Source organism: Falsiroseomonas tokyonensis, from assembly GCF_019024325.1.
In the GTDB taxonomy this organism is placed as follows: domain Bacteria; phylum Pseudomonadota; class Alphaproteobacteria; order Acetobacterales; family Acetobacteraceae; genus Falsiroseomonas; species Falsiroseomonas tokyonensis.
This window is the reverse complement of sequence record NZ_JAFNJS010000003.1, coordinates 555,693-579,469: the sequence shown is the minus strand read 5'-3', so window position 1 is coordinate 579,469 and position 23,777 is coordinate 555,693. Positions and strand designations below refer to the sequence as shown.

The window sequence follows — 23,777 nt, the reverse complement described above, 5'->3', positions numbered from 1 at the left end:
TAGCCGATCACCCCGGGCTGCCGCGCGGCGCGGCCAGGCGCAGCGGCACCCAGCGCTGGCCCTGGGCGCTTTCGATCAGCAGCAGCGCGGTGGCGCGGCCCTGGCGGCGCAGCGCCTCCAGCCGGGCCTGGACCTCGGCCGGGGTGTTCACCCGCTCCTGCTGCACCTCGACGATGACATCGCCGGGGCGCAGCTCGCGCTCCGCGGCCGGGCTGCCCGGCGAGACCTCGGTGACCACCACGCCGCGGCTTTCCGGACGCAGGCTGAACCGCTCCCGCGCCTCGGGCGTGATCGGGCCGACCTTCAGGCCGAGGCCGGCGAGTTCCAGCGTCTGCGGCCGGGATTCGGGCGCGGGCGTCGGGGTGCCGGCCTGCGCGGCCTCGGCGGGCAGTTCCTGCACCGTCACGGTCAGCGTCTGCTCGCGCCCCTCGCGCCAGACCACCACCGGGGCACGGCTGCCCACGGCGGTATCCGCCACGATGCGCGGCAGGTTGCGCATCTCCCGCACCTCCTGCCCATTGAAGCGCAGGATCACGTCGCCGGCCTGGATGCCGGCAGCGGCGGCCGGCCCATCCTCCTGCGCCCGGGCCACCAGGGCGCCGCGGGCGCCGCCCTGCAGGCCGAGGCTCTCGGCGATCTCATCCGTCACCTGCTGGATGTTCACGCCGAGCCAGCCGCGCCGCACGCGACCCACGTCGCGCAGCTGGGCCGCGATATTGCGGGCGAGGTTGGAGGGGATGGAGAAGCCGATGCCGATCGAGCCGCCGGAGGGCGAGTAGATCGCCGTATTGATGCCGATGACCTCACCCGCCAGGTTGAACAGCGGGCCGCCGGAATTGCCGCGGTTGATGGCCGCATCGGTCTGGATGAAGTCGTCATAGAGCCCCTGGCGGATGTCGCGGCCGCGTGCCGAGACGATGCCCGCGGTGACCGACCCGCCGAGCCCGAAGGGATTGCCGATGGCCAGCACCCAGTCGCCGACCAGCGCCGTGTCGCTGTCGCCGAAGGTGACGAAGGGCAGCGGCCGCTCGGGCCGCACCCGCAGCACCGCCACGTCCGTCCGCGGATCGGCGCCGACCAGCTCCGCGCGCAGCGTCGTGTTGTCGGACATCACCACGTTGATCTCGTCGGCGCCCTCGATGACGTGGTTGTTCGTCACGATGATGCCGGAGGCGTCGATGATGAAGCCGGAGCCCAGCGACTGGCCGCGCCGGCTGGGCGGCTGCGGGCGGTTCGGCTGGGGCTGGCCGCCGGGGGGACGGTTACGCTCCAGGAAGTCCCGGAAGAATTCCTCGAAGGGGCTGCCGGGCGGGGCCTGGGGCACGTCCGGCGCGCCGGGGCGGCGCTGCGCCTGGGCCTGGGCGGCGGCCTGGCTGGTCTGGATATTCACCACCGCCGGCAGCAGGCGCTGCGCCAGCGGGGCGAAGGTCATCGGCGCGCCGGGCGGCGGGATCTGCGCCGCGGCGGGGGCGGGCGGCAAGGCGGCAAGCGGCGCGGCCAGCGCCGCGACCATCATCAGGGGGGCAAAGCGCAATTGCGGCAACCTTCTTCGGGATGGACTCGACACCAGGGTCAGGACCCCGGGCGGCATGATGCATGACATTGGCACGGGAGGCGTGAATCGAAAGCCCGGCCCGGCATGACGACCCCGTCACGTCCCGCGGCCGGGCGACACCGACCCTAGAGGGAGACGATGAGCCAGGCCGCCGCCACCCCGATCATCGCCGCCAGGACCCCGCTCTGCCGGAGGCGCTGCTCCGGCACGGCGAGGACATTGGCGACCAGCCGCTTCATGGCCGCGGGGAAGAGCGCGTAGCAGAGGCCCTCCACCGCCAGCACGACGGCCACGCCCGCGAGGACGTGGCTGAAGGACAGCATGGCCTATTGCGGTGCGGGCGTCGGCGCCACCACCGCCGGCGGGGCGCTGGGCACCGCCGGGGCCGGGTTCGCCGGGGCCTGGACCGCGGGGGCCTGGACCGTCGGAGCCTGGACCGTCGGAGCCTGGACCGCCGGAGCCTGGACCGCCGGAGCCTGGGCGCGAGGTGCCGGAGCGGCCGGGGCCGCCGCGGCCGGACGGCCGCCGGTGCCCTGCGGGACCAGGCTGGCCGGCATGCTCTCCCGGAAGAAGCGGAAGAATTCGCTGTCCGGCGACATCAGCAGGCGCGTATCGCCGCCCGAGAAGGCTTCGCGATAGGCCTGCATGCTGCGGTAGAACTGGAAGAACTGCGGGTCCTGCTGGAAGGCCTCGGCGAAGATGCGGATCGCATCCTGCTCGCCCTGGCCGCGCAGGATATCGGCCTGCGCCTGGGCCTCGGCCAGCAGCACGGTGCGCTCGCGATCCGCGCCGGCGCGGATGCGGGTCGCTTCCTCCTGGCCGCGGGCGCGTTCCTCGGCGGCCACGCGCTGCCGTTCGGACTGCATGCGGGACAGGATGGCGTCCGTGTTCTGCTCCGGCAGGTCGGCGCGGCGGATGCGGACATCCAGCACCTCGATGCCGAAGGCGCGCATCTCCTCGTTCACCAGGCGGCGGATCTCGCCCATGATCCGGGCGCGGTCGTTCGACAGCACCGAGAGCAGCGGCTCGTTGCCCAGCACGCGGCGGACGGCGGAGGTGACGACGGAGTTGATGCGGCCGCGGATGCCCGCCTCCGCCACGCCCACCGTCTGGTAGAAGCGCAGCGGGTCGGTGATGGAATAGCGGGTGAAGCTGTCCACGCTCAGCCGGCGCTGGTCGCCGAGGATCACCTCCTCCGCCGGCGCGTCGAAGTCCAGCAGGCGGCGGTCAAAGACGATGACCGACTGCACGAAGGGGATCTTGGCATGCAGGCCCGGCTCGCGGATCACGCGGATCGGCTCGCCGAACTGGGTGATCAGCACCTGCTGGGTCTGGTGCACGGTGAAGAGGGTGGAGGCGGCCACAATCACCACCACGGCGAGGGCGACGCCCAGGGCAAGAAGCTTGTTCATCGGATGGCTCCCGCCGGGCGCGGCGCAGCGGGTTGCGCCATGGGTTGCGGCAGGGTCTGCCCGCCGGGTCGTTGCGGCTGTGGCTGCTGCAGCGGGTTCGGGCGGGCGCTGTCCAGGTTCAGGAAGGGCACCATGCCCTGCAGGTTGTTGTCGATCAGGATGGTGGGGTTGCGGCGCAGCACCTCCTCCATCGTCTCCAGGTACATGCGCCGCACCGTCACGTCCTGCGCCTGCTGATAGGCCGACAGCACGGAGAGGAAGCGCTGCGATTCACCGCGGGCGCGGGAGATCTGGCTTTCACGGAAGCCCTCGGCCTCCTGCACCAGGCGCTGGGATTCACCGCGGGCGGCGGGGATGATGCCGTTGCGGTAGCTCTCGGCCTCGTTCCGCGCACGCTCGCGGTCGGCGCCGGCGCGCTGCACGTCGATGAAGGCATCCACCACGCGGGCCGGCGGCTGGGCGTTCTGCAACTGCACCTGGGTGATCTCCACCCCGGCGCGGTACTGGTCCATGATCGCCTGGGTGCCGGTGCGCACCGCCTGTTCGATCTGCGCGCGCGCCTCGGTCAGCGCGGGCTGGATCGGGGTACGGCCGATCACCTCCCGCATCACGCTTTCGGCGGCGGATTTCACCGTGGCTTCGGGCGTGCGAGTGTTGAACAGGAATTCCCCGGCATCGCGGATCCGCCAGAAGACGGCGAAGTCGATGTCGATGATATTCTCGTCGCCCGTCAGCATCAGGCTTTCCTCCAGCACGTCGCGTGCCGGAATGGGGCGCACGGCCTGGCCGGAATCGGCGGCGGCGCGGAAGCCGACATCCACCCGGTTGATGCGGGTGACGCGGGGCGTGGTCACGGTCTCGATCGGCCAGGGCAGGTGGTAGTTCAGGCCGGGCTGCGTGGTTTCGGTGTAGGCGCCGAAGCGCAGCACGATGCCCTGTTCGTCCGCCTGCACCCGGTAGATGCCGGAGGCGAGCCAGCCGCCCACCAGCAGCAGGGCCAGCAGGCCGAGCCCGGCGCCGCCCATGCCGCGCGGCAGCAGCCGCCGGGCGGCGTCCTGCGCCTGGCGGATCATGTCATCGAGGTCGGGTCCACGGCCTCCACCACCGCCCTGCCCCCCGCCCGAAGGCGGCTGCGGCTGTCCCCACGGCCCGCCGGGCCTGGGATTGCCCCAGGGGCTGGGTCCGCCGCTGTTGTTCCACGCCATAGGGCTTTAGGCCTCCTCCGAACTCAGCAAAAACATTGCCACGCCCGACCCGGCAAAGGGAGGGGTGCGGCGACCGTCGCAACGGTCCATATGGGGGCGAGCGTGCCCCGGTGAAACTGTCCAAACTGTAACCCGGACACTACACCAGGGGATGAAACCAGGAAAATCGGCCGGGACCGCCGGCGTGGATCGTCAGCGCGCCTGAATTGGACTGCGGGCGCGCCAGGCCTCCACCTGCCGGGCGCGATATCGTAGGAAGAAAGGGCTTTTCAAGCAATGAGCGAGGGGCTGGAGCAGGCGGTGCGCGCCGCGCTGGGCAGGGTGCTGGACCCGGCGAGCGGCCGGGACGTGGTCAGCGCCGGCATGCTGGACGGCCTGACGGTGAAGGCGGGCATGGTGCAATTCGCGCTGCAGGTGCCGCGGGAGCGGGCGCGGGAGAGCGAGCCCCTGCGCGCCGCAGCCGAACGCGCAGCCGCCAGCGTGCCGGGCGTGCTCTCCGCCACCGTGGTGCTGACCGCGCATCGGGCCGAGCCGGCCAAGGCGGAACCCTCGCGCAAGGCGCCACCGGGCGGCACGCCGGGCCAGGGGCAGATGCTGCTGCCGGATGTGAAGGCCATTGTCGCCGTCGCCTCCGGCAAGGGGGGCGTCGGCAAGTCCACCACCGCGGTGAACCTGGCCGTCGCGCTGGCCCTGCAGGGGTTGAGGGTCGGGCTGCTGGACGCCGATATCTACGGCCCCTCCCTGCCGCAGATGCTGGGCACGCGGGAGCGCCCGCGCACCGAGGGCCAGCGCATCATCCCGCTGTCCCGCTGGGGGCTGAAGGCCATGTCGATCGGCTTCCTGGTGGAGGAGGAGACGCCGATGATCTGGCGCGGCCCCATGGTGATGGGCGCGCTGGAACAGCTGATGGGCCAGGTGGAATGGGGCGCGCTCGACATCATGATCGTCGACATGCCGCCAGGCACGGGCGATGCGCAGCTGACCATGAGCCAGCGCGTGCCGCTGGCCGGCGCCGTCATCGTCTCCACCCCGCAGGACGTGGCGCTGCTGGATGCGCGGCGGGGGGTGAAGATGTTCGAGCGGGTGGGCGTGAAGGTGCTCGGCCTGATCGAGAACATGGCCTTCTTCTGCTGCCCGAATTGCGGCCACCAGACCGACATTTTCGGCCATGGCGGGGCGAAGGCGGAGGCCGCGCGGCTGGGGGTGGAGTTCCTCGGCGAGCTGCCGCTGAAGCTGGCGATCCGGGAGCTGGCCGATGCGGGCACGCCGATCGTCGTCGCCCGGCCGGAGACGCCGGAGGCGCAGGCCTACCAGGCCATCGCGACGCGGCTGCGGGCGAAGCTGGCGGAGGGCGCCGCCGCGGCGGAGGGTCCGAAGATCGTTATCGCGTAGCGAGCATCGCATCCGTCTCTGCCGCCACCGGCATGGCCGGCGCGGCGCCGGGGCGGGTGCAGGCGAGTGCCGCAGCCGCGGCGGCGCGGCGCATCGCCTGGGTCAGCGGCAGGCCGCGATCCAGCCCCGCGGCCAGCACGCCGCACCAGGTATCGCCGGCGCCAGTCGTATCCACGGGCACGATGGGGAAGCAGGGGATGCTGGCGAGGCCGGCCTCCGTCGCGGCCTCCGCCCCCGCCTCCCCGCGCGTGATGGCGACGGCGGTGCCAAGGGCCATGTGCAGCGCGGCGGCGCTGGGCTCCGTGCCGAGCCGACCGGCCAGCACCGCGGCCTCATGCTCGTTCAGGACCAGCAGGTGCAAGGCGCGCAGTACCTCCAGCGGCAGGTCGCCGGGCGGCGCCAGGTTCAGGATGCATTGCGCGCCGAGGCGGGCGGCGCGGAACACCAGGCGGGCGGTCTCCTCGGCCGGGACTTCCATCTGCAGCAGCAGGATGACGCCGGGATGCAGCGCCGCATCCTCCACCTGCGCGGCGCGGGCCATCAGATTGGCGCCGGGGGCGACGGCGATCTGGTTGCGGCCCTGGCGGTCGACGCAGATGCTGGCGCAGCCGGTGGGGGCATCGACCACGATCAGCCGGCTGAGATCCACCCCGGCGTCGCGCATCGCCCCGGTGGCGACCACGGCCAGGCCATCGCCGCCGACGCAGCCGGCGAAGGCGACCTGCGCGCCATCCCGCGCCGCGGCCACCGCCTGGTTGGCGCCCTTGCCGCCCGAGAGTTGCTGGAAGCCGTCGCCCAGCACGGTCTCCCCGGGCGCCGGCAGGTTCGGGACGGTGAAGACGAGGTCGGTATTGGCCGAACCGAAAACGAGGATGCTCATTCCCGGAACATGCGCCCGGCGCGGGCGCGCTCATAGAGCGTGGCGATCAGCGTTTCGAAGACGGGTGCGACGGCGCGGGCCGGGTTCATGCGGCCATGCGTCGCGGCTTCGGCGATGCCGGCGTCCCGCCAGTGCCCGGTGCCTATGACGCCTTGCAGGAAACCCTGGGCGCGGTCGCAGGCCATGGCGAAGCGGGCCTCGGGGGTCTGTCCGTCCTCGAATTCCTCCCAGAGCCCGCGGAGCCTGGCGCCAAGGTCGGGCGGCAGGGTGCCGAAGACGATGTCAGCGGCGGCCTTTTCGCGCGCCGCCTGGGTCAGCAGGTGGGCCTCGTCATAGGCAAAGGTGTCGCCGGCCTCGATCTCCACCAGGTCGTGGGCGGCGATCATCGCCAGCGTGTGGCCGAGGTCCGGCCGCGGCTCCGGCATCTCGCCATGCAGCAGCACGGCCACCAGGGCCACGTTCCAGCAATGCTCGGCCGAGTTCTCGCGGCGGGCGGTGCCGTCGGGGTGCGCCGTCTCGCCACGCCGCTCGATATGCTTCAAGCGGTCGGCCATCGACAAAAAATCGATCAGGGCGGCGGTGCGGTCGTTCACAGGCCGGCGGTCCAGCGGCCGAGCAGGAAGCCGAAGAGCACCGCGCCGCCGAGCAGGGCGATGACCTCGCCGAACAGGGCATGCGCCACCGGCAGGCCGATGGTCACCAGCGCCACCAGCAGCGCCACCTTCCACCAGCGGGTCAGCCAATCGAGCCGCGGGGGCGCCGCGGCCTTGGCGCGGGGGCGTGCGCCGCCGGAAGCTGCGCGCGGTCGCGGGCTGCGGCGCGCCGCCGGGCTAGTCGCCACGGCCGAGGGTTTCCATCAGCTCCCGCCATTCGCGCTTCGACAGGCCGGAGGAAGCCTGGTCCACCGCCTCCCCCGCCAGCATCCGGCGCAGGATGCCGAGCATCTGGGCGGAGAGGGTGACGGCGCCCAGGCGGTAGTCGCGGAAGGCCTGGGCCGCGATCGGCACCCAGGCCTCGGCGCTCGTCATCATCGCCTCGGCATAGACGCGAATCTCGTATTGGGCATGGGCGTCGGCGCGGAGCGAAAGGAAGTTGAACAGGTTGTGGAGGTCGGTCTTCCAGTACCACTGGGTATAGGCGTTCAGCGTCAGGTTCATCCGCGCCAGCTCGCGCGCCAGGCCGGCGCGGCCGGGGTCGATCGGGTTCCCCTGCTCATCCTCGTTCAGCATGTCGAGGTAGTGGTCGTAGTTGCGGGTCGCATCCTCCCGCAGCAGGTCCAGCACGCGGGCGGCCTGCTCCCCCTCCAGCACCTCCCCGCGGCCCTGGCGGTTGATGGCGGATTGCGCGGCCAGGTTCTCGGGCGAGGGGATGTAGAATTCGCGGTCGAGGATGGAGTAGCGGGCCGAGTATTCGTTCACATTGGCCGTGCGGTGGCGGATCCATTGCCGGGCGACGAAGATCGGCAGCTTCACATGGTACTTGATCTCGCACATCTCGAAGGGGGTCGAGTGGCGATGCCGCATCAGGTAGCGGATCAGGCCGCGATCCTCGGTCACCGCGCGGGTGCCGCGGCCGTAGGAGACGCGGGCGGCCTGCACGATGGCGGCGTCGTCGCCCATATAGTCCACCACCCGGACGAAGCCGTGGTCCAGCACCGGCGTCGCGGTGAACAGCATGTCTTCCAATGCCGGCACGGTCGGCCGCCGGGTGGCATGGGCGGCGCTGCGCGCGGCGTCGATCTCAAGCTGCTGTTCTGGCGTCAGGGCCATGCCCGGAGTCCTGTAGGTCGGAGGGTCGCTGTACTAGCCCAGGCGGCCCGACGCGACACCCCTGGATTCTGCGCGGCGAAGCGCCTACATAGGGTGCGTCGCTTCGGCGACTATGGTGATAAACGCGGCCTGGAATAATCGTTGCGGACCCGGGGGCAGTGCCCGGCGCCTCCACCAATCTTCCTCGGAAGAACATGGGGGCGAAACAGCTTCGACGCGCGTGGTAAAGAGGTCGCTTTTGCCCGGCATTGTACCGCCGTTATCGGGCTAATCTCTAAGTGCGAACGACAATAGCCGCGAGGCTTACGCACTCGCTGCCTGAATAAGGTAAGCGCGGTTCGGGGGGCACCGGGCAACAGAAGCCCCCTACCTTTTCCTGCCTGACTTTCGCCATCGGCCCTGCCTCTTTCGCGTCCCCGCCCGCCGGCTTATGGTCCGGTGAAAGGATGCACGCATGAGCGACGACGCCCGCCCCGCCGAGAGCCTGATCCCCTACGAGCGTTGGACCGATGACGCGCTGCGCGAGGTGGTCATGCGCGCGCTGGACGTCGCGGCCACCTCCGGCCTGCCCGGCGAGCACCATTTCTACATCACCTTCCGCACGGACCATCCGGGCACCCGCGTGCCGGGCCATCTGAAGGCCCGGTATCCGCAGGAAATGACGGTGGTGCTGCAGCACCAGTTCGAGGGGCTGACCGTGGACCGCGCTGCGGGGTTCTTCAGCGTGCGGCTGCATTTCGGCGGCGTGCCCGCGACCCTGCAGGTGCCCTTCGCCGCCCTGACCGGCTTCGCCGACCCCGCCGTGCGCTATGGCCTGCGCTTCCAACCGCAGATGGACGCCCCGGCGGAGGAAGCCGCCGCGCCCCCCGCCGCCGAACTTGAAGCCCCCGCCGCGGCGCCGGAGGCCCCGGCCCAGGTTGTCAGCCTGGATGCCTTCCGCCGGCGTCCCGCGCGGGACTGAACTGGCCCACCGCAAGACGATGTGCCGCCCGCCCGGACCGGGCGATGGCGCGCACGGAGAATGACCGTGACCGCACCGCTCGACCTCGATTCGCCCGTGATCGCGCCAACCCGGCCCGAAGGCTTCCGCTACAGCCCGATGTACCCGCTGGGCGCGGATGCCACCCCCTATCGCAAGCTGGACATCCAGGGCGTCAGCACCGCGACCTGCGACGGCAAGACGGTGCTGAAGATCAAGCCCCAGGCGCTGGAGGAGCTGGCCTTCGCCGCCTGCAAGGACGTCTCCCACCTGCTGCGCCCGGCGCACCTGGCCCAGCTGGCCAAGATCCTGCAGGACCCGGAGGCGTCGCCGAACGACCGCTTCGTGGCGCTCGACCTGCTGAAGAACGCGAATATCGCCGCCGGCGGCGTGCTGCCCATGTGCCAGGACACCGGCACCGCCATCGTCTTCGGCAAGAAGGGCCAGCGCGTCTGGGTCGAGGGCGATGAGGAGGAGGCGCTGAGCTACGGCGTCCACCGCACCTATACCGAGACCAACCTGCGCTATTCGCAGATGGCGCCGCTGACCATGTGGGACGAGGTGAACACCGGCAACAACCTGCCGGTGGAATTCTCCATCATGGCGGAGCCGGGCGAGCACCACGCCGACGAGATGAAGCTGATGTTCGTCCTCAAGGGCGGCGGATCGGCGAACAAGACCTTCCTCTATCAGCAGACGCGGGCCGTCCTGAACCGGACCAAGCTGCTGGCCTTCCTCGAGGACAAGATCAAGACGCTGGGGACCAGCGCCTGCCCGCCCTACCACCTGGCCATCGTCATCGGCGGCACCAGCGCGGAGGCGAACCTCAAGACGGTGAAGCTGGCCTCCACCAAATGGCTGGATTCGCTGCCGACCGAGGGCAGCAAGGCCGGCCACGCTTTTCGCGACGTCGCCTTCGAGGCGGAAGTCCATAAGCTGACCCAGAACCTCGGCATCGGCGCGCAGTTCGGCGGCAAGTATTTTTGCCACGATGTGCGCGTGGTTCGGCTGCCGCGGCATGGGGCTTCGCTGCCGATCGGCATCGGCGTGTCCTGCTCCGCCGACCGGCAGATCAAGGCGAAGATCACGCCGGAGGGGGTGTTCCTGGAGGACCTGGAGCACGAGCCTGCCAAGTATCTGCCGGAAGCCACGGACGAGATCCTGGGCGGCGACGTGGTGCGGATCGACCTGAACCAGCCGATGGACGCGATCCGTGCGGAGCTGTCGAAGCACCCCGTGAAGACGCGCGTGTCCCTGACCGGCACGGTGGTCGTGGCCCGCGACATCGCCCACGCCAAGCTGCAGGAACGGCTGGATCGTGGCGAGGGTCTTCCCGACTACCTGAAGAACCACCCGGTCTATTACGCCGGCCCCGCGAAGACCCCCGAGGGCTACGCCACCGGCAGCTTCGGCCCGACCACCGCCGGCCGCATGGACAGCTATGTGGAGGCCTTCCAGAAGGCCGGCGGATCGCTGGTGATGCTGGCCAAGGGCAATCGCAGCAAGGCGGTGCTCAACGCCTGCAAGACCTATGGCGGCTTCTACCTGGGCAGCGTCGGCGGCCCCGCCGCCCGGCTGGCGCAGGACTGCATCCGCAAGGTCGAGGTGCTGGAATATCCAGAGCTCGGCATGGAGGCGGTATGGCGCATCGAGGTCGAGGATTTCCCGGCTTTCATCGTGGTCGATGACAAGGGCAACGACTTCTACGAAGGGCTGGAGTAGCCGTGCTGGAGCTTCGGCCGAATTGCGAATGCTGCGGGCGTGACCTGCCGCCCGATTCGGCCCAGGCGCTGATCTGCTCCTTCGAATGCACCTGGTGCCGGGACTGCGCCGGGACCCGCCTGCCCGGCGGGCTCTGCCCGAATTGCGGCGGCAACCTGGTGCCGCGGCCGATCCGGCCGGCAGGCAAGCTGGAGCGGTTTCCGGCCTCGACGACCCGGAAACGGAGTGCCCTGCCAGCCTGCAGCTGAGCGGCCGGCCGCTCAGCGGGGCCGGATCGCCACCGCCTGCACTTCCTCATCCGCCCGGGCGTCGAAGGTCAGCCCGGCGGTGCCGGCATTCACGGACCGCAGGATGCCGACGCCGATGATCAGCGCCTCATCCGCCGCCTGGCGCACCAGCGCCGAAAGCTGCCGCGCCCGGTCGGCGTCATCCAGCGTCCCTCGCGCGCGCTGGATCAGCGCATCCATTGCCTCCGTCCCCGCCCCCGTAAAATTCAGCGCGCCGAGGCCTGGCACCAGGCCGCGCCGATGCAGCTGGGAGCCGATGAGGTAGGAGGTCTCGCCGGTCAGCGACCCGAAGACGGTGACGAAGACGCCGTAGTCCCGCCGGTTGCGGCGCGGCAGGAAATTGGCCTGGGGCACCACCTCCACCGTCGTGCGGATGCCGATGCGGGTCCAGGCGGCGGCGATGGCCTGGCAAATGCGGGGCGTGCGGTTGGGCGAGCAGAAGAGGTTCAGCCCGAACCCCTGGCCCCAGCCGGCCTCCGCCAGCAGGGCGCGCGCCGCGGCCAGGTCCGCCGCCGGCACCGGGCGGTCCGCCACCGCGCCGAAGATGAAGGGCGGCACCGCCTGGTCGGTCGGGTCGGCCAGGCCTTCCAAGATGGTGCGGGCGATGCCGTCCCGGTTCAGGGCCAGCGACATGGCGCGGCGCACCCGGACATCCTTCATCGGGTTGCGGCCGCCGGCCTCGATCCCCGGCGCGTCATCGCGCTCCACATCCGGGTAGATGTTCACCGCATAGATGGAGGGGCCGGCGAAGAGCGCCACGCGCTGGTCGGCGCGGATCCGCTCCACATCCTGCAGCGGCACGTTGTTGATGAAGTCGACATCGCCCGCCAGCAGCGCGCCCACGCGGGCCGCATCGTTCGGGATCGGCGTCATGCTGACCGTGTCCCAAGGAACCGCACCGCCCCACCAGCTCTCGTTCCGGCGCAGCACCAGCGGATCGTTCGCCCGCCAACTGCCCAGCCGAAAGGGGCCGGTGCCAATGGCGGCGCGCCCGGAATTGAACTCCGGGTTGCCCAGGTCGGTCACGGAGCGCGGCAGGATGAAGATCTGCGTCAGGTTGGTGGGCAGGATCGGCGTCGGCCCGCTGGTGCGGATGCGGAAGGTGAGGTCGTCCACCACCTCCACACCGGTCACGCCGGCCAGGTAGATGGTGTAGGGATTGGGATTGCCCGGCACATTCGGCACCCGGGCGAAGGAGGCCACGACATCGGCCGAGGTCAGCGGCGCGCCGTCATGGAAGCGGACGCCGGGGCGCAGCTTGAACTCCCAGGTGGTGTCGTCCACCACGCGCCAGGATTCCGCCAGGCCCGGCTTCAGCGCCATGCTGGCATCGCGCGCCACCAGCGTGTCGTAGATGTTCCGCAGCGCGCCGGTATTGGACAGGTTCAGCAGCCAGTGCGGGTCCAGCGTGCTGGGCGGGGACTGGATGCCGATGCGCAGCGTCTGCGCCGCGGCGGGCGGTGTGGCGGCCAGCAGCGCCGCCCCCAGGGCCAGGGGGACAGCGAGGCGGTTGACGAGGCTCATGCGGCGCGATCCTTGCGAGGCTTCGGGCCGCAGAGTGGCACCCCCGGCGCCGCGCCGCATCCGGGGGCGGCGCGGTTTTCGGCGCGGTTGCAGGCCGCGGCCGAACGCAACCCTTCCTGCCGCGGCGCCGCTGGGATAAGGGTTTCCGGGATAGCAAGCCACTCACCGGGAACCGAACTCTGCATGGCCCGCAGCCGCTTCTCCTCCGGCAGCCGTTTCGAAGAAGAAATCGGCTATTCCCGTGCCGTCATCGACGGTGACTGGATCTTCGTCTCCGGCACCACCGGATATGACTATGCCACCATGACCATTGCCCCCGGCGTGGTCGAGCAATGCGACCAGACCTTCCGCAATATCGAGGCAGCGCTGCGCCAGGCGGGCGGGCGCATGGACGATATCGTGCGCGCCACCTTCCTGCTGCCGGACCGGGCGGATTGGCCGCCCTGCTGGCCCGTGGTGAAGAAGTGGCTGGGCCGCGCCCGCCCCGCCTCCACCATGGTGGTGGTGGGCCTGCAGACGCCCGAGATGCGCATCGAGATCGAGGTGACGGCCCGCCTGCGCCGGCGCGAAGGGGACAAGTAGGCCCATGCGCTTCGCCGTCGACCGCCTGGACCACCTGGTCATCACCTGCACCGATGTGGAGACCTCCGCCAACTGGTACCAGCGCGTGCTGGGCATGGAGCGCGACAGCTTCGGCGAGCCGCCGCGCGTCGCGCTGAAATTCGGCGGCCAGAAGATCAACCTGCGGCCGCGCAGTGCGACGCAGGAGGCCTGGTTCTCCTCCGTGGTTGCGGAACCGGGCACGCAGGACCTGTGCTTCGTGGTCACCGTCTCGGCCGAGGATATCGCGGAGCATCTACGCGCCTGCGGCGTGACGCTGGAACTGGGACCGGTCGCCAAGCAGGGTGCGCTGGGGCCCATTACCTCCGTCTATTGCCGCGACCCGGATGGCAACCTGATCGAGATCGCGACCTACGGCGACCGATTCACGGAATAACTAGCCGTGATGGGCGCGCCGCCCGGTCGCGCCCCATCTCCTCGCCGAAGGAGACCCGCATGACCCAGGCCACCCGCACCGAGACCGACAGCCTCGGCACCATCGAGATCCCGGCCGACCGGCTCTGGGGTCCGCAGACGGAACGCGCGCGGCGGCTGTTCCGCATCGGCTCGGAACGCTTCCCGCCCGGCCTGATCCGCGCCGTGGGGCTGCAGAAGCAGGCGGCGGCGCAGGCCAATGCGCGGCTGGGGGAGCTGCCGCCGGAGATCGCGGAGGCCATCGCGGCTGCGGCGGCGGAGGTTGCGGCCGGGCGCCACGACGCCGAATTCCCCCTGCCCGTCTGGCAGACCGGGTCCGGCACCCAGACCAATATGAATGCGAACGAGGTGCTCTCGAACCTCGCCAACCGGGCGCTGGGCCAGCCGCTGGGCAGCCGCAAGCCGGTGCATCCGAACGACCATGTGAATCGGGGCCAGTCCTCGAACGACAGCTTCCCCACCATCATGCACATCGCGGCGGCGGAGGCGGTGGCGGGGCGGCTGATCCCGGCGCTGACGACCTTGCATGCCAGCCTGGACCGGCGAGCGCGGGACTGGTCCGGGCTGGTGAAGATCGGCCGCACCCATATGATGGATGCGGTGCCGGTCACTTTGGGCCAGGAAGCCGCCGCCTGGGCCTGCCAGGTGGAGATGGGCCTGGCCCGGCTGCGGGATGCGCTGCCGCGGCTGATGCCCCTGGCCCAGGGCGGCACGGCGGCCGGCACCGGGCTGAACACCCATCCCGACTTCGCTGAGACTTTCGCCGGGATCATCTCCGACCTCACCGGCCTGCCCTTCACGGCCGCCAAGAATCCCTTCGAGGGGATGGGCGCGCATGACGCGCTGGTGGAGCTTTCGGGCGTGCTCAACACGATCGCCGTCTCGCTGAACAAGATCGGCAACGATGTGCGGCTGCTCGGCAGCGGGCCGCGGGCGGGGCTGTCCGAGCTGGTGATTCCGGCCGATGGCCTGTCCAGCAGCATCATGCCCGGCAAGACCAATCCGACCCAGTCCGAGGCGCTGACCATGGTGGCCGCGCAGGTGATGGGCAATCATGTCGCGGTGACCATCGGCGGCGCCCAGGGCCATCTGGAGCTGAACGTCTTCAAGCCACTGATCATCCACAATGTGCTGCAGTCCATCGGCCTGCTGGCCGACGCCAGCGAAAGCGTTGCCGCCAATATGATGGACAAGCTGGAGCCGAACCGCGCGAAGATGGCGGACAACCTGCAGAAATCGCTGATGCTGGTAACCGCGCTGAACCCGCGGATCGGCTATGACAAGGCGGTTGCCATCGCGAAGAAGGCGCTGGCCGAGGATATCACACTGAAGGCGGCGGCCGCGGCGCTGGGCCATGTCACGGCCGAGGATTTCGACCGCTGGGTGCGGCCGGAGGAGATGCTCAGCCCCTCCGGCCGGCTGGACGGCGCCGGGTGAAGCACCTGCGGAAGCGTTCCTTCCGCCTGGCCGGACACCGCACCTCCGTCGCGCTGGAACCGGAATTCTGGACGGCGCTGGAGGCGCTGGCCGCGCGCCAGGCGCTCAGCCTGGCAGCGCTGGTGGCCGCGGTGGATGCGGCGCGGCCGGATCCCGCCCTGCCGCTGGCCAGCGCGCTGCGGGTGCACGCGCTTCGCCAGCATGCGCCAAGCCAGGCCCGGCCGCCGGGCTGAGCCGCCGCTCAATCGACCTCGGCCATCTCCGCCAGGGACGCATCCTTGTTGCGCAGGAACCACAGCCGCTCATGCGCTGCGCAGAGTGTCTCGGCGCCGCGTCGGCGGTCGCGCATCGGCTGGGTCGCATTGCGCATGGCCGTCTCGCAACAGACCAGCAGCATGCGCGCCGTCTCCAGATCCCCATGGTCGCAGGCCTGGTGGAAGGCGATCAGGATCTTGTCCGACAGCCGGCGGGTATAGGGCTGCTTGGGCGCCTGGGACTCGGATGTCTCGTCCACGGGGTCATTCCGATGCAAATGGCGTCATGGCAGTGGCCATGCGTGCGTGAAGCGAAGGCATACCAGCGCCTCAATTGTTAACATCCTGTTGACGCTGGAGCACATCCTTGGGACGCCCCAGGCTTGTGACGCCCCAGGCTTGGGACGCTGGGCGCCTCAGCCCCGCTCCGCCCGCCAGCGGGCCCAGGCAGAGGTTTCCGGCAGCTTGCGCGGCGCCTCGGCCGGGCCGGTCAGGCGCAGGCCGAGGTCCGGCGCCTCCGGCATGGCGGGCCGGGCCAGCAGAAGCAGGTCCAGCGTCGCGCGCGGCAGGTCGATCTCGCCGGTGAAGGTGGCCGTGCCGCCGCCCTCCGCCGCCATCCGGGCGGAGGCCAGCCGCAGCCGCCCGCCATTCAGCACCACCTCCGCCTCCAGCCGGTCGAAGGCGGTGGCGCCGGAGAGCAGGGCGGCGCGGACCGCCGCCTCCGCCGCCACCGCATCCGGCGCGGCCGAGGCCTGGGCCGCCGCGGCCAGGTCGAAGCCGGCGAGAACCCCGTCCCGCAGGTCCAGCTGCAGACGGCCGTCCAGCGAAGCCATCAGCGCCACCGGCGCATAGCCGGTCGCTTCCAGCGCGAAGCCGATGGTGCCGCGCGCGGCGGTTAGGTCCAACGGCAGGCCGAAAAGCGGCGCGCCCAGCGTGGCCTCGGCCAGTCGGCCGGACAGTGCCAGGCGGGGCGCGAGGCCCGGCTCGGCCTGCGCGGTCAGCGTCGCTTCCAGCTGGCCGCCGGCCAGGCGCCCGCGCAGATCCTCCAGCCGCAGCCGGCCCTCCGAAAGCCGCAGCGTGGCGGCGAGGTCCTCCGCGGTGGCACCGCCGATGGTCATCCGCGCGGCCTGCAGCGTCAGTTCCGCATCCAGCCCCAGCAGTGTCTGCAGGCCGAGCGGATCGGCGGAGCGCCAGCCGGGGAAGGGCAGCGGCAGGCTCTCGGCCGTGATCTGGCCGGTCAGCCTGGGCCGCCCCGCGCCGCGCGCCAGGGCCAGGGCGCCGCGCGCGCGCAGTGCCGCCGCGACCAGCTCGAAGCTTTCGGCGCTGAGTCCCTGCGGGCCGGCCGCGAGCTGCGCGATCAGGGAGAAGGACCCCTCCCCCAGCCAGGCGCCGGCATCCAGTCCGAAGGCTTCTGACAGCAGCCGCGGGGCGCCGGGGTGGCGCAGCGTCAGGCCCATGCTGCCGCGGCGCTGGGCGACATCCAGCGTACCATTGGCTTCCAGCCGCAGCTCGCCCATTTCCGCGGAGCCGCGCAGCGCCAGCGCCTCCATCGTGCCGCCGCCGGACAGGCGCAGCGCGAAGGGCAGGTCGGCCAGCGCCGTGCCATCCGGCCAGGCCCCCGGCAGCAGCCCGGCGAGACCCCGGGCGGAGGGGCCGGTGGCTTCCAGCGTCAGGTCCTGCAGCCGCATCTGCGGCGCCATGGCCAGCACGCCGGAGGCCGCGACATCCAGCTCCGCCAGCCTGCCGGACAGGCGGCGCAGCGTCAGCCGCCCGCCTTCCAGCGCGCCATCCAGCGCCGCGCGCTGCACCACGGCCTCCCCCAGCAGCACGCGTTCCGCGGCCAGCCGCAGGTTGAGGTCGACATTGCCCAGGGCGCGGCCGGCGCGCTGCGGGTCGAAGCCCTGCGGCAGCCAGCGCGCCAGGTCCAGCGTATCGATGCTGAGGCCGAGGCCCAGCGCGGGCCGCGGCCCGTGCCGCAGCACGCCGGCGCCGGAAAGCTGGATATCGCCGAAATTCGCGGTGAATTCCGGCATAGCCGCCTGGGCGTCCTCCAGCACCAGGCGCAGCCGGCCCTCGCCGCGGCGCAGCAGGGTGGGGTCCAGCTCCTCCACCGGCAGGCCGAGGGCGGCCAGGCTGGCGCGGATATCGGGCCCGGCGAAGCGCGCGCCGATCTCCAGCCGCTGCCCGGCGGTGGCGCCGGCCAGATCCAGCTGGGTCTCGCCCGGCAGCAGCAGGGAGATGTCGGAGAGCGTCAGCCGGCCTTCCTCCAGGAAGGCGGCGCCGCGCAGGCGGCGCAGCGTCATGCCGCGGAACTGGCCGGCCTCCGCCGAAAGGTCGATCGAGATCGGCCAGGGCCGCGTGCCGCCGGCGCGCAGCGCCCCGACCCAACCATCCAGGTCCAGCCGGCTGGCGACCAGCGCGATATCCAGCCGGGGTGCGGGCAGCAGCCGCAGCGCCACGGCGCCGCGCGCCGGGTTGCCGGCGATCTCGATAGCGAGCTCATCCGCCGCGATCAGCTCGGCCGAGGCGTTCAGCCGGCCGGCGGCGCGGAAGGCGCCGGGCGGGCTGGGCAGCAGGGCGGAAAGGTCCGGGCCGCTGGCCTCCACCGTGCCCTCGAAGCCGGTGCCGGGGATCAGCACGCCGCGGGCATTGCCGAGGATCTCGGGCAGCACCAGCGCGACCTCGAAGGTGGCGATGCCGTCCCAGCCCGGGCGGCCGAGGCTGGCGGTGAAGCGGGTGGCGCGGCTGTTCCAGGTGAAGGCGCCGGTCATTTCCAGCGCCTGGGCGGGGCCGCCGGAGGTGAGCCGGGCCGAGACCCCCTCCAGCACCGCATCGCCGAGGCGAACGCGACCATCCTCCAGATTGGCGTCGAGCTGGGTGATCCAGTCCGGCGGCCGCAGCGCCAGCAGCGGGCCGGGCGGCCAGGGCAGCGTGACATCCGCGCCGACCAGCGCGATCTCCCGCGGCGAGAGGCGGCCGCCGAGCAGCGCGGCCAGGCCGAGGCGCACGCGCAGCAGGCGCGCGGTGAAGCTGTATTCCTCGCCCGGCTCGCCCACCGCCACGCCACCGGCGCGCACCACCGGCTGCGGCAGCAATTCCAGCTCCACCGGCCCATCCAGCGTGACAGTGCGGCCGAGCTGGGCGGAGGCAAGCTCCGCCAGCCGCGCCCGCCACGGTTCCCAATCGACGAAGCGCGGCCCGAACCAGAGGCCGCCGAGGACGAGCAGGAGGAGAAGCGCCAGCGCGGCGAGAAGGCGCTTCATGCCGCCGAGGGGCTGCCCCAGCCGCCGCCACCGGGGGTTTCCAGCGCCAGCACGTCGCCGGGGTTCAGGCTGGCGCGGTCGCAGCCCGCCATCTCCTGCCGCGTGCCGTCGGCGCGCTCCACCCATTGCCGCCCAGGTGCGCCGGCCGCGCCGCCATGCAGGCCATGCGGCGGGACCTGGCGGCGGGAGGCGACGATGACCGCCTCCATCGGGCGCAGGAAGCGGATGCGCCGGCGACTGCCATCGCCACCCGGCCACTGGCCGGCGCCGCCCGAACCGCGGCGGATCGCGAACTCCTCGAGCCGCACGGGGTAGCGGAGTTCCAGCACTTCAGGGTCCGTCATGCGCGTGTTGGTCATATGCGTCTGCACGGCGGAGGTGCCGGCGAAGCCGGGGCCGGCGCCGGTGCCGCCGCAGACGGTCTCGTAGTATTGGTAAACCGCATCGCCGAAAAGCAGGTTGTTCATTGTCGCCTGGGCCGAGGCGCAGGCATCGAGCGCCGCCAGCAGCGCATTGCAGGTCATCTGGCTGACCTCCGTATTGCCGGCGACGACCGCCGCGCCCGGGCGCGGACTGAGGAAGCTGCCCTCCGGCACCACGATCTCGAGCGGGACGAGGCAGCCGTCGTTGAGGGGGATTTCCTCCCCCACCAGGCAGCGGAAGCAGTAGAGCACTACGGCGCGGCAGACCGCGGCGGGGGCGTTGAAATTGTCCGGACGTTGCGGGCCGGTGCCCGTGAAGTCGATGGTGGCGCTGCGGGTGGCGCGGTTGACGCGGACGGCGACTTTCAAGGGCGTGCCGTCATCGATCGTGGTCTCGAAGGCACCATCGGCCAGGCGGTCGAGCACGCCGCGGACGGCTTCCTCGGCATTGTCCATCACGTGGCGCATATAGGCGCGCACCGTCTCCAGCCCGAAATCGGCGACGGCGCGGCGCAGCTCTTGCACGCCCTTCTCGTTCGCGGCGACCTGGGCGGTGATGTCCGCGACGTTCACGTCCGGGCTGCGGGCCGGGTATCTGGCGGAGGCCAGAAGGGCGCGGAACTCGGCCTCCCGCATCCGGCCTTCGGCCACGAGCAAAAAGTCGTCGATGACGACGCCTTCCTCCTCCAGCGTCTTCGACCCCGGCGGGGTGGAGCCGGGGGTGAGGCCGCCGATATCCGCGTGGTGGCCGCGGGAGCCGACGAAGAACAGGATCTCCCGGCCGGCTTCGTCGAAGACGGGCGTGATGACGGTGACGTCCGGCAGGTGCGTGCCGCCGTTGAAGGGGTTGTTCAGCGCAACGACATCGCCCGGCCGCAGCGTGGCGCCGCGGGAGCGGATGACGGTGCGCACGCTCTCGCCCATGGCGCCGAGATGCACCGGCACATGCGGGGCATTGGCGACGAGACGGCCGGTGGCATCGAAGATGGCGCAGGAGAAGTCGAGGCGTTCCTTGATGTTCACGGACAGCGACGTGTTCTGCAGGACGGCGCCGGTCTGCTCGGCGATGGACATGAAGAGGTTGTTGAACAGTTCGAGCATCACCGGGTCGACGCGGGTGGCGTCCGCCACGCGGGCCGCCTCCCGCTGTTCGGTGCGGCGCAGGATCATGTGGTTGCGCGGAGTGACCTCGGCGGTCCAGCCGGGCTCGATGACGGTGGTGGCGATGGCCTCGCGGATCAGCGCGGGGCCGGGGATGCGGTCGCCGGCGCGGAGCGCGTCGCGATCCAGGACAGGGGCCCGGCGGCGGGCGCCGGCGGCGAAGACCTCGACCGTGGCAAGCGGTTCCGGTTCGCCGGTCCCGCGCTCGGCCAGCGCCTCCTCCTCCACCTGCTCGCCGGGCGAGGTCACCTCCACCACGCAGGCTTCCACCACCACCTGGCGTTCCGGGGTGGCGAAGCCGAAGCGCTGGCGGTGGGCATTGGTAAAAGCTTCCAGCACCTCGTCATGGGTGCCGAAGGGGACGGGCAGGAAGCTGTCCGTGCCGGCGTAGCGCAGGTGCAGGCGGCGGGCGGCGCGCAGCGCGGAGGCGCCGGCACCCTGGCGCACCAACTCCTCCCGCCCCGCCTGGTCCAGCGCATCGAGGCGCGTGGCGAGGTCGTCCATGGAGGCAGGCGTCAGCGGTGCCTCGACGGCGGCCTCGCGGATCGCGCTCTGATCGGCGAGGCCCATGCCATAGGCGGAAAGCACGCCGGCGAAGGGGTGCAGGAACACGGTCTCCATGCCGAGCTCATCTGCCACCAGGCAGGCGTGCTGGCCGCCGGCGCCACCAAAGCATTGCAGGGCGTAGCGGGTGACGTCGTGGCCCTTCTGGATCGAGACCTGCTTGATGGCGTTCGCCATATTGGCGACGGCGACGCGCAGAAAGCCCTCGGCCACGGCCTGCGGGTCCTGGGGCTGGCCGGTTGCGGCCGCGATCTCCGCGGCGAGCTCGGCGAATTTTGTCCGGACAATATCGGCGTCCAGCCGCTCGTCGCCGTTCGGGCCGAAGATCGCCGGGAACTGGCTCGGTTGGATCTTGCCTACCATGACATTCGCATCCGTCACGGTCAGCGGGCCGCCGCGACGGTAGCAGGCGGGGCCGGGCACGGCGCCGGCGCTTTCCGGGCCAACCCGGAAGCGGGCGCCATCGAACTTCAGGATGGAGCCGCCGCCGGCCGCCACGGTGTTGATCGCCATCATCGGCGCGCGCATGCGCACCCCGGCCACCTGCGTCTCGAAGGCGCGCTCGAACTCCCCGGCATAGAGCGCGACATCGGTGCTGGTACCGCCCATGTCGAAGCCGATAATCTTCTCGAAGCCCGCCATCGCCGCGGTGCGGGCGGCACCCACGATGCCGCCGGCGGGGCCGGAGAGGATGGCGTCCTTGCCCTGGAAGGAACGGGCCTCGGCGAGGCCACCCGAGGATTGCATGAAGTAGAGTTTCACGCCCGGAAGCTCACCGGCGACCTGCTCCACATAGCGGCGCAGGATGGGGGAGAGATAGGCGTCCACCACGGTGGTGTCCGCGCGCGGCACGATGCGCGGCAGCGGGCTCGCCTGGTGACTGAGGCTGACCTGGGAGAAGCCGGCCTCCCGCGCCAATTCGCCGACGCGCAGCTCATGCGCCGGCCAGGCCCAGGCATGCATGAAGGCGATGGCGACGGCGCGGATGCCCTTGGCATGGGCGGCGGCCAGGGCTGCGCGGGCGGCGGTCTCGTCCAGCTTCTCGATCTCGGTGCCGTCAACGGCCATGCGGCCGCCGATCTCGGCCACATGTTCCTGCAGCAGCTCGGGCAGCTTCACCTGCAGGTCGAAGAGCCGCGGGCGGGCCTGGTTGCCGATGCGGGTCATGTCGGCAAAGCCGCGGTTCACCAGCAGCAGCACGCGCTCGCCCTTGCGCTCCAGCAGCGCATTGGTGGCGACGGTGGTGCCCATCTTCACCGCCTCGATGGTGCCGGCAGGGATCGGCGCGTCCAAGGCGAGGCCGAGGCAGGCGCGGATGCCGGCGACGGCGGCGTCGCGGTAGCGGCCGGGATTCTCCGACAGCAGCTTGCGCGTGGTCAGGCGCCCCTCGGGGTCGCGCGCCACGATATCCGTAAAAGTGCCGCCGCGATCGATCCAGAACTGCCAGCCGCTCATGCCCAGACCCCTTTGCGCCATCGCTGATCACATCCGGGACCCGGCGGCGCAAGGCCGGGGAGGCCCCGCCGTTTCATTGACAATTCATCGATAAATCGTCAACGTTTTTCGGCCAGCCCAGGGAGACACGCCATGCCCACCGAACCCGTGGTCTCCTCCGCCCATCTCGCCGCCGGCGCCTCGCCGGGCCTGTCGGAGGTGGAGTACGGGCTGATCCTGGCGGGGCATGGGTTCAACCGCTGGATGGTGCGCTGCATGGCCGCCGCCGGCAGGCCAGGGATGTCCGTGACGGAGATTCTGATCCTGCACACGGTGCGGCACCGCGACCGGCCGAAGCGCCTGGCCGATATCCTGCTGGTGCTGGATATCGAGGATACGCACATCGCCAACTATGCCATCCGCAAGTTGGCGGAGGCCGGGCTGGTCGCCACCCGCCGCGCGGGCAAGGAGAAGCTGGTGACGGCGACCGAGGCCGGCGCCGCGCTCTGCGCCGCCTATGCCGAGGTGCGGGAGCGGCTGCTGGCGCGTCCGCTGCGCGCCTCCGGCCCGGCCGAGGCGCAGCTTTCCCAGATGGCGGAACTGCTGCGCGGCCTGTCCGGCTTCTACGACCAGGCGGCCCGAGCCGCGGCGACCCTTTAGCCGGAGCGGCGGCGACCATTTAGAATGGGCGGGCCCCATGCTAGGACCCTTGGGACAATCGCGAGGCGGTCTTGAGCATCTGGGGCAAATTGCTGGGCGGCGTCGCCGGCTTCGTCACCGGCGGGCCGCTCGGCGCGGTGATGGGCGCGGCGCTGGGCCATGCGGCGGACCAGGGGCCCGGGGCCGGGCGCATCGGGCCGGGCGCCGCGGACCTCGCCGCGCTGCTGGGCAACAAGGAAACGCTTTTCGCGATCTCGGTCATCGTGCTCTCGGCCAAGCTGGCCAAGGCGGATGGGCCGGTGCAGCGGTCCGAGATCGACGCCTTCAAGGCCATGTTCCGCATCCCGCCGCAGAACCTGCGCGAAGTGGCGCAGATGTTCGACGAGGCGCGGCGCGATGCCGGTGGCTGGGAGACTTTCGCCGAACGCCTGGGCGAGGCCTTCGCCGACAATCGCGCGATGCTGGAGGATGTGCTGGCGGCGCTGTTCTACATCGCCCGCGCCGATGGCCCGATCACCAATGGCGAGCTGCGCCTGCTGCAGGGCGTGCACCAGCGCTTCGGCCTGGATGCCGCGGCCTGGGACCGGGCCAAGGGCAGCCAGGCGGGTGCCGGCGGCGCGGCGCAGCGGCGGGTGGAGGAGATCGACGCCTATGCCGTGCTCGGCCTGCCGGCCACGGCGACGGATGAGGAGGTGCGCCTGGCCTGGCGCAAGCTGATGCGGGAGAACCACCCGGACGGCCTGGCCGCGCGCGGCGTGCCCCAGGAATTTGTCGAGCGCGCCACGCGCAAGGTGGCCGACATCAACGCCGCCTGGGACCGCT

At 71.3% G+C, this 23,777-nt stretch carries 22 protein-coding genes and 1 other RNA gene; 11 read left to right on the top strand and 12 right to left on the bottom strand.

Features of this window, described 5'->3' with window-relative positions; genetic code table 11:
• Positions 1-7: 7 nt before the first annotated feature.
• The 4 genes from J3S20_RS13285 to hflK all read right to left on the bottom strand — a co-directional run bounded on the left by J3S20_RS13285 (position 8) and on the right by hflK (position 4,040).
• A complete protein-coding gene (locus J3S20_RS13285) occupies positions 8-1,534 on the bottom strand; it encodes a DegQ family serine endoprotease (RefSeq protein WP_246602729.1) in 1,527 nt (508 codons plus the stop codon).
• 146 nt (positions 1,535-1,680) lie between these two features.
• Positions 1,681-1,878 (bottom strand): DUF2065 domain-containing protein, encoded by a 198-nt coding sequence (locus tag J3S20_RS13280; RefSeq protein WP_216836947.1) that lies wholly within the window; start codon positions 1,876-1,878, stop codon positions 1,681-1,683.
• Between the two features lie 3 nt (positions 1,879-1,881).
• Entirely contained in the window at positions 1,882-2,967 is a 1,086-nt protein-coding gene (gene hflC / locus J3S20_RS13275; RefSeq protein WP_216836946.1) for a protease modulator HflC, read from the bottom strand.
• Positions 2,964-4,040: an FtsH protease activity modulator HflK gene (gene hflK, locus J3S20_RS13270; protein WP_343215216.1), complete on the bottom strand. Its 1,077-nt coding sequence runs from the start codon at positions 4,038-4,040 to the stop codon at positions 2,964-2,966. Before hflK ends, hflC begins: the two co-directional genes overlap by 4 nt.
• Positions 4,041-4,448: 408 nt before the next feature.
• Between hflK and J3S20_RS13265 the strand changes: the two genes are divergently transcribed.
• Positions 4,449-5,564 carry an Mrp/NBP35 family ATP-binding protein gene (locus J3S20_RS13265; RefSeq protein ID WP_216836944.1) on the top strand — a complete coding sequence of 372 codons (1,116 nt, stop codon included), beginning with the start codon at positions 4,449-4,451 and terminating at the stop codon, positions 5,562-5,564.
• On the opposite strand, the gene J3S20_RS13260 is transcribed toward J3S20_RS13265, so the two are convergent.
• Genes J3S20_RS13260 through thyX form a run of 4 tightly spaced genes read right to left on the bottom strand, consistent with a single transcriptional unit; the run spans position 5,554 to position 8,213 of the window.
• The gene (locus J3S20_RS13260) at positions 5,554-6,444 is read right to left on the bottom strand and encodes a ribokinase (RefSeq protein WP_216836943.1); all 891 of its coding nucleotides are present in this window, start codon (positions 6,442-6,444) and stop codon (positions 5,554-5,556) included. The genes J3S20_RS13265 and J3S20_RS13260 overlap by 11 nt on opposite strands.
• Entirely contained in the window at positions 6,441-7,037 is a 597-nt protein-coding gene (locus tag J3S20_RS13255; RefSeq protein WP_216836942.1) for an HD domain-containing protein, read from the bottom strand. The genes J3S20_RS13260 and J3S20_RS13255 overlap by 4 nt, the downstream gene beginning before the upstream one ends.
• Complete coding sequence (locus J3S20_RS13250; protein ID WP_216836941.1) at positions 7,034-7,285, bottom strand: hypothetical protein; 252 nt, start codon at positions 7,283-7,285, stop codon at positions 7,034-7,036. The genes J3S20_RS13255 and J3S20_RS13250 overlap by 4 nt, the downstream gene beginning before the upstream one ends.
• A complete protein-coding gene (gene thyX / locus J3S20_RS13245; protein ID WP_216836940.1) occupies positions 7,275-8,213 on the bottom strand; it encodes an FAD-dependent thymidylate synthase in 939 nt (312 codons plus the stop codon). Before thyX ends, J3S20_RS13250 begins: the two co-directional genes overlap by 11 nt.
• A 58-nt stretch (positions 8,214-8,271) precedes the next feature.
• Here thyX and ssrA point away from each other — a divergent pair.
• From ssrA to J3S20_RS13225, 4 genes are all read left to right on the top strand, one after another.
• Positions 8,272-8,584: a transfer-messenger RNA gene (gene ssrA, locus J3S20_RS13240) on the top strand.
• Between the two features lie 83 nt (positions 8,585-8,667).
• A complete protein-coding gene (locus J3S20_RS13235) occupies positions 8,668-9,174 on the top strand; it encodes an SspB family protein (RefSeq protein ID WP_216836939.1) in 507 nt (168 codons plus the stop codon).
• Positions 9,175-9,234: 60 nt separating this feature from the next.
• A complete protein-coding gene (locus J3S20_RS13230; protein ID WP_379793643.1) occupies positions 9,235-10,914 on the top strand; it encodes a fumarate hydratase in 1,680 nt (559 codons plus the stop codon).
• Between the two features lie 2 nt (positions 10,915-10,916).
• Positions 10,917-11,162 (top strand): DUF1272 domain-containing protein, encoded by a 246-nt coding sequence (locus tag J3S20_RS13225; protein ID WP_216836938.1) that lies wholly within the window; start codon positions 10,917-10,919, stop codon positions 11,160-11,162.
• 12 nt (positions 11,163-11,174) lie between these two features.
• Here the strand turns inward: J3S20_RS13225 and J3S20_RS13220 are convergent, their stop codons facing one another.
• Positions 11,175-12,725 carry an ABC transporter substrate-binding protein gene (locus J3S20_RS13220; RefSeq protein ID WP_216836937.1) on the bottom strand — a complete coding sequence of 517 codons (1,551 nt, stop codon included), beginning with the start codon at positions 12,723-12,725 and terminating at the stop codon, positions 11,175-11,177.
• A 183-nt stretch (positions 12,726-12,908) separates the two neighbouring features.
• On the opposite strand from J3S20_RS13220, the gene J3S20_RS13215 reads away from it, so the two are divergent.
• The 4 genes from J3S20_RS13215 to J3S20_RS13200 are packed head-to-tail and all read left to right on the top strand — an operon-like array spanning position 12,909 to position 15,430.
• Positions 12,909-13,307: a RidA family protein gene (locus tag J3S20_RS13215; RefSeq protein WP_216836936.1), complete on the top strand. Its 399-nt coding sequence runs from the start codon at positions 12,909-12,911 to the stop codon at positions 13,305-13,307.
• A 4-nt stretch (positions 13,308-13,311) separates the two neighbouring features.
• Entirely contained in the window at positions 13,312-13,722 is a 411-nt protein-coding gene (locus tag J3S20_RS13210) for a VOC family protein (protein ID WP_216836935.1), read from the top strand.
• 59 nt (positions 13,723-13,781) lie between these two features.
• Complete coding sequence (locus J3S20_RS13205; protein WP_216836934.1) at positions 13,782-15,197, top strand: class II fumarate hydratase; 1,416 nt, start codon at positions 13,782-13,784, stop codon at positions 15,195-15,197.
• On the top strand, positions 15,194-15,430 hold the full coding sequence (locus tag J3S20_RS13200; RefSeq protein WP_216836933.1) for a ribbon-helix-helix domain-containing protein: 237 nt from the start codon (positions 15,194-15,196) through the stop codon (positions 15,428-15,430). The genes J3S20_RS13205 and J3S20_RS13200 overlap by 4 nt, the downstream gene beginning before the upstream one ends.
• A gap of 8 nt (positions 15,431-15,438) precedes the next feature.
• Here J3S20_RS13200 and J3S20_RS13195 read toward each other — a convergent pair whose 3' ends face one another.
• The 3 genes from J3S20_RS13195 to J3S20_RS13185 all read right to left on the bottom strand — a co-directional run bounded on the left by J3S20_RS13195 (position 15,439) and on the right by J3S20_RS13185 (position 22,316).
• The gene (locus J3S20_RS13195; protein WP_343215215.1) at positions 15,439-15,711 is read right to left on the bottom strand and encodes a hypothetical protein; all 273 of its coding nucleotides are present in this window, start codon (positions 15,709-15,711) and stop codon (positions 15,439-15,441) included.
• 156 nt (positions 15,712-15,867) lie between these two features.
• A complete protein-coding gene (locus tag J3S20_RS13190; RefSeq protein ID WP_216836931.1) occupies positions 15,868-18,714 on the bottom strand; it encodes an AsmA family protein in 2,847 nt (948 codons plus the stop codon).
• A complete protein-coding gene (locus tag J3S20_RS13185; RefSeq protein WP_216836930.1) occupies positions 18,711-22,316 on the bottom strand; it encodes a hydantoinase B/oxoprolinase family protein in 3,606 nt (1,201 codons plus the stop codon). Before J3S20_RS13185 ends, J3S20_RS13190 begins: the two co-directional genes overlap by 4 nt.
• 132 nt (positions 22,317-22,448) lie before the next feature.
• On the opposite strand from J3S20_RS13185, the gene J3S20_RS13180 reads away from it, so the two are divergent.
• Together J3S20_RS13180 and J3S20_RS13175 are read left to right on the top strand one after the other, a co-directional pair.
• Positions 22,449-22,955, top strand: a complete 507-nt coding sequence (locus J3S20_RS13180; RefSeq protein WP_216836929.1) for a winged helix DNA-binding protein — start codon at positions 22,449-22,451, stop codon at positions 22,953-22,955.
• Between the two features lie 71 nt (positions 22,956-23,026).
• The coding region (locus J3S20_RS13175) for a TerB family tellurite resistance protein (RefSeq protein WP_216836928.1) at positions 23,027-23,777 on the top strand (751 nt) is incomplete at its 3' end.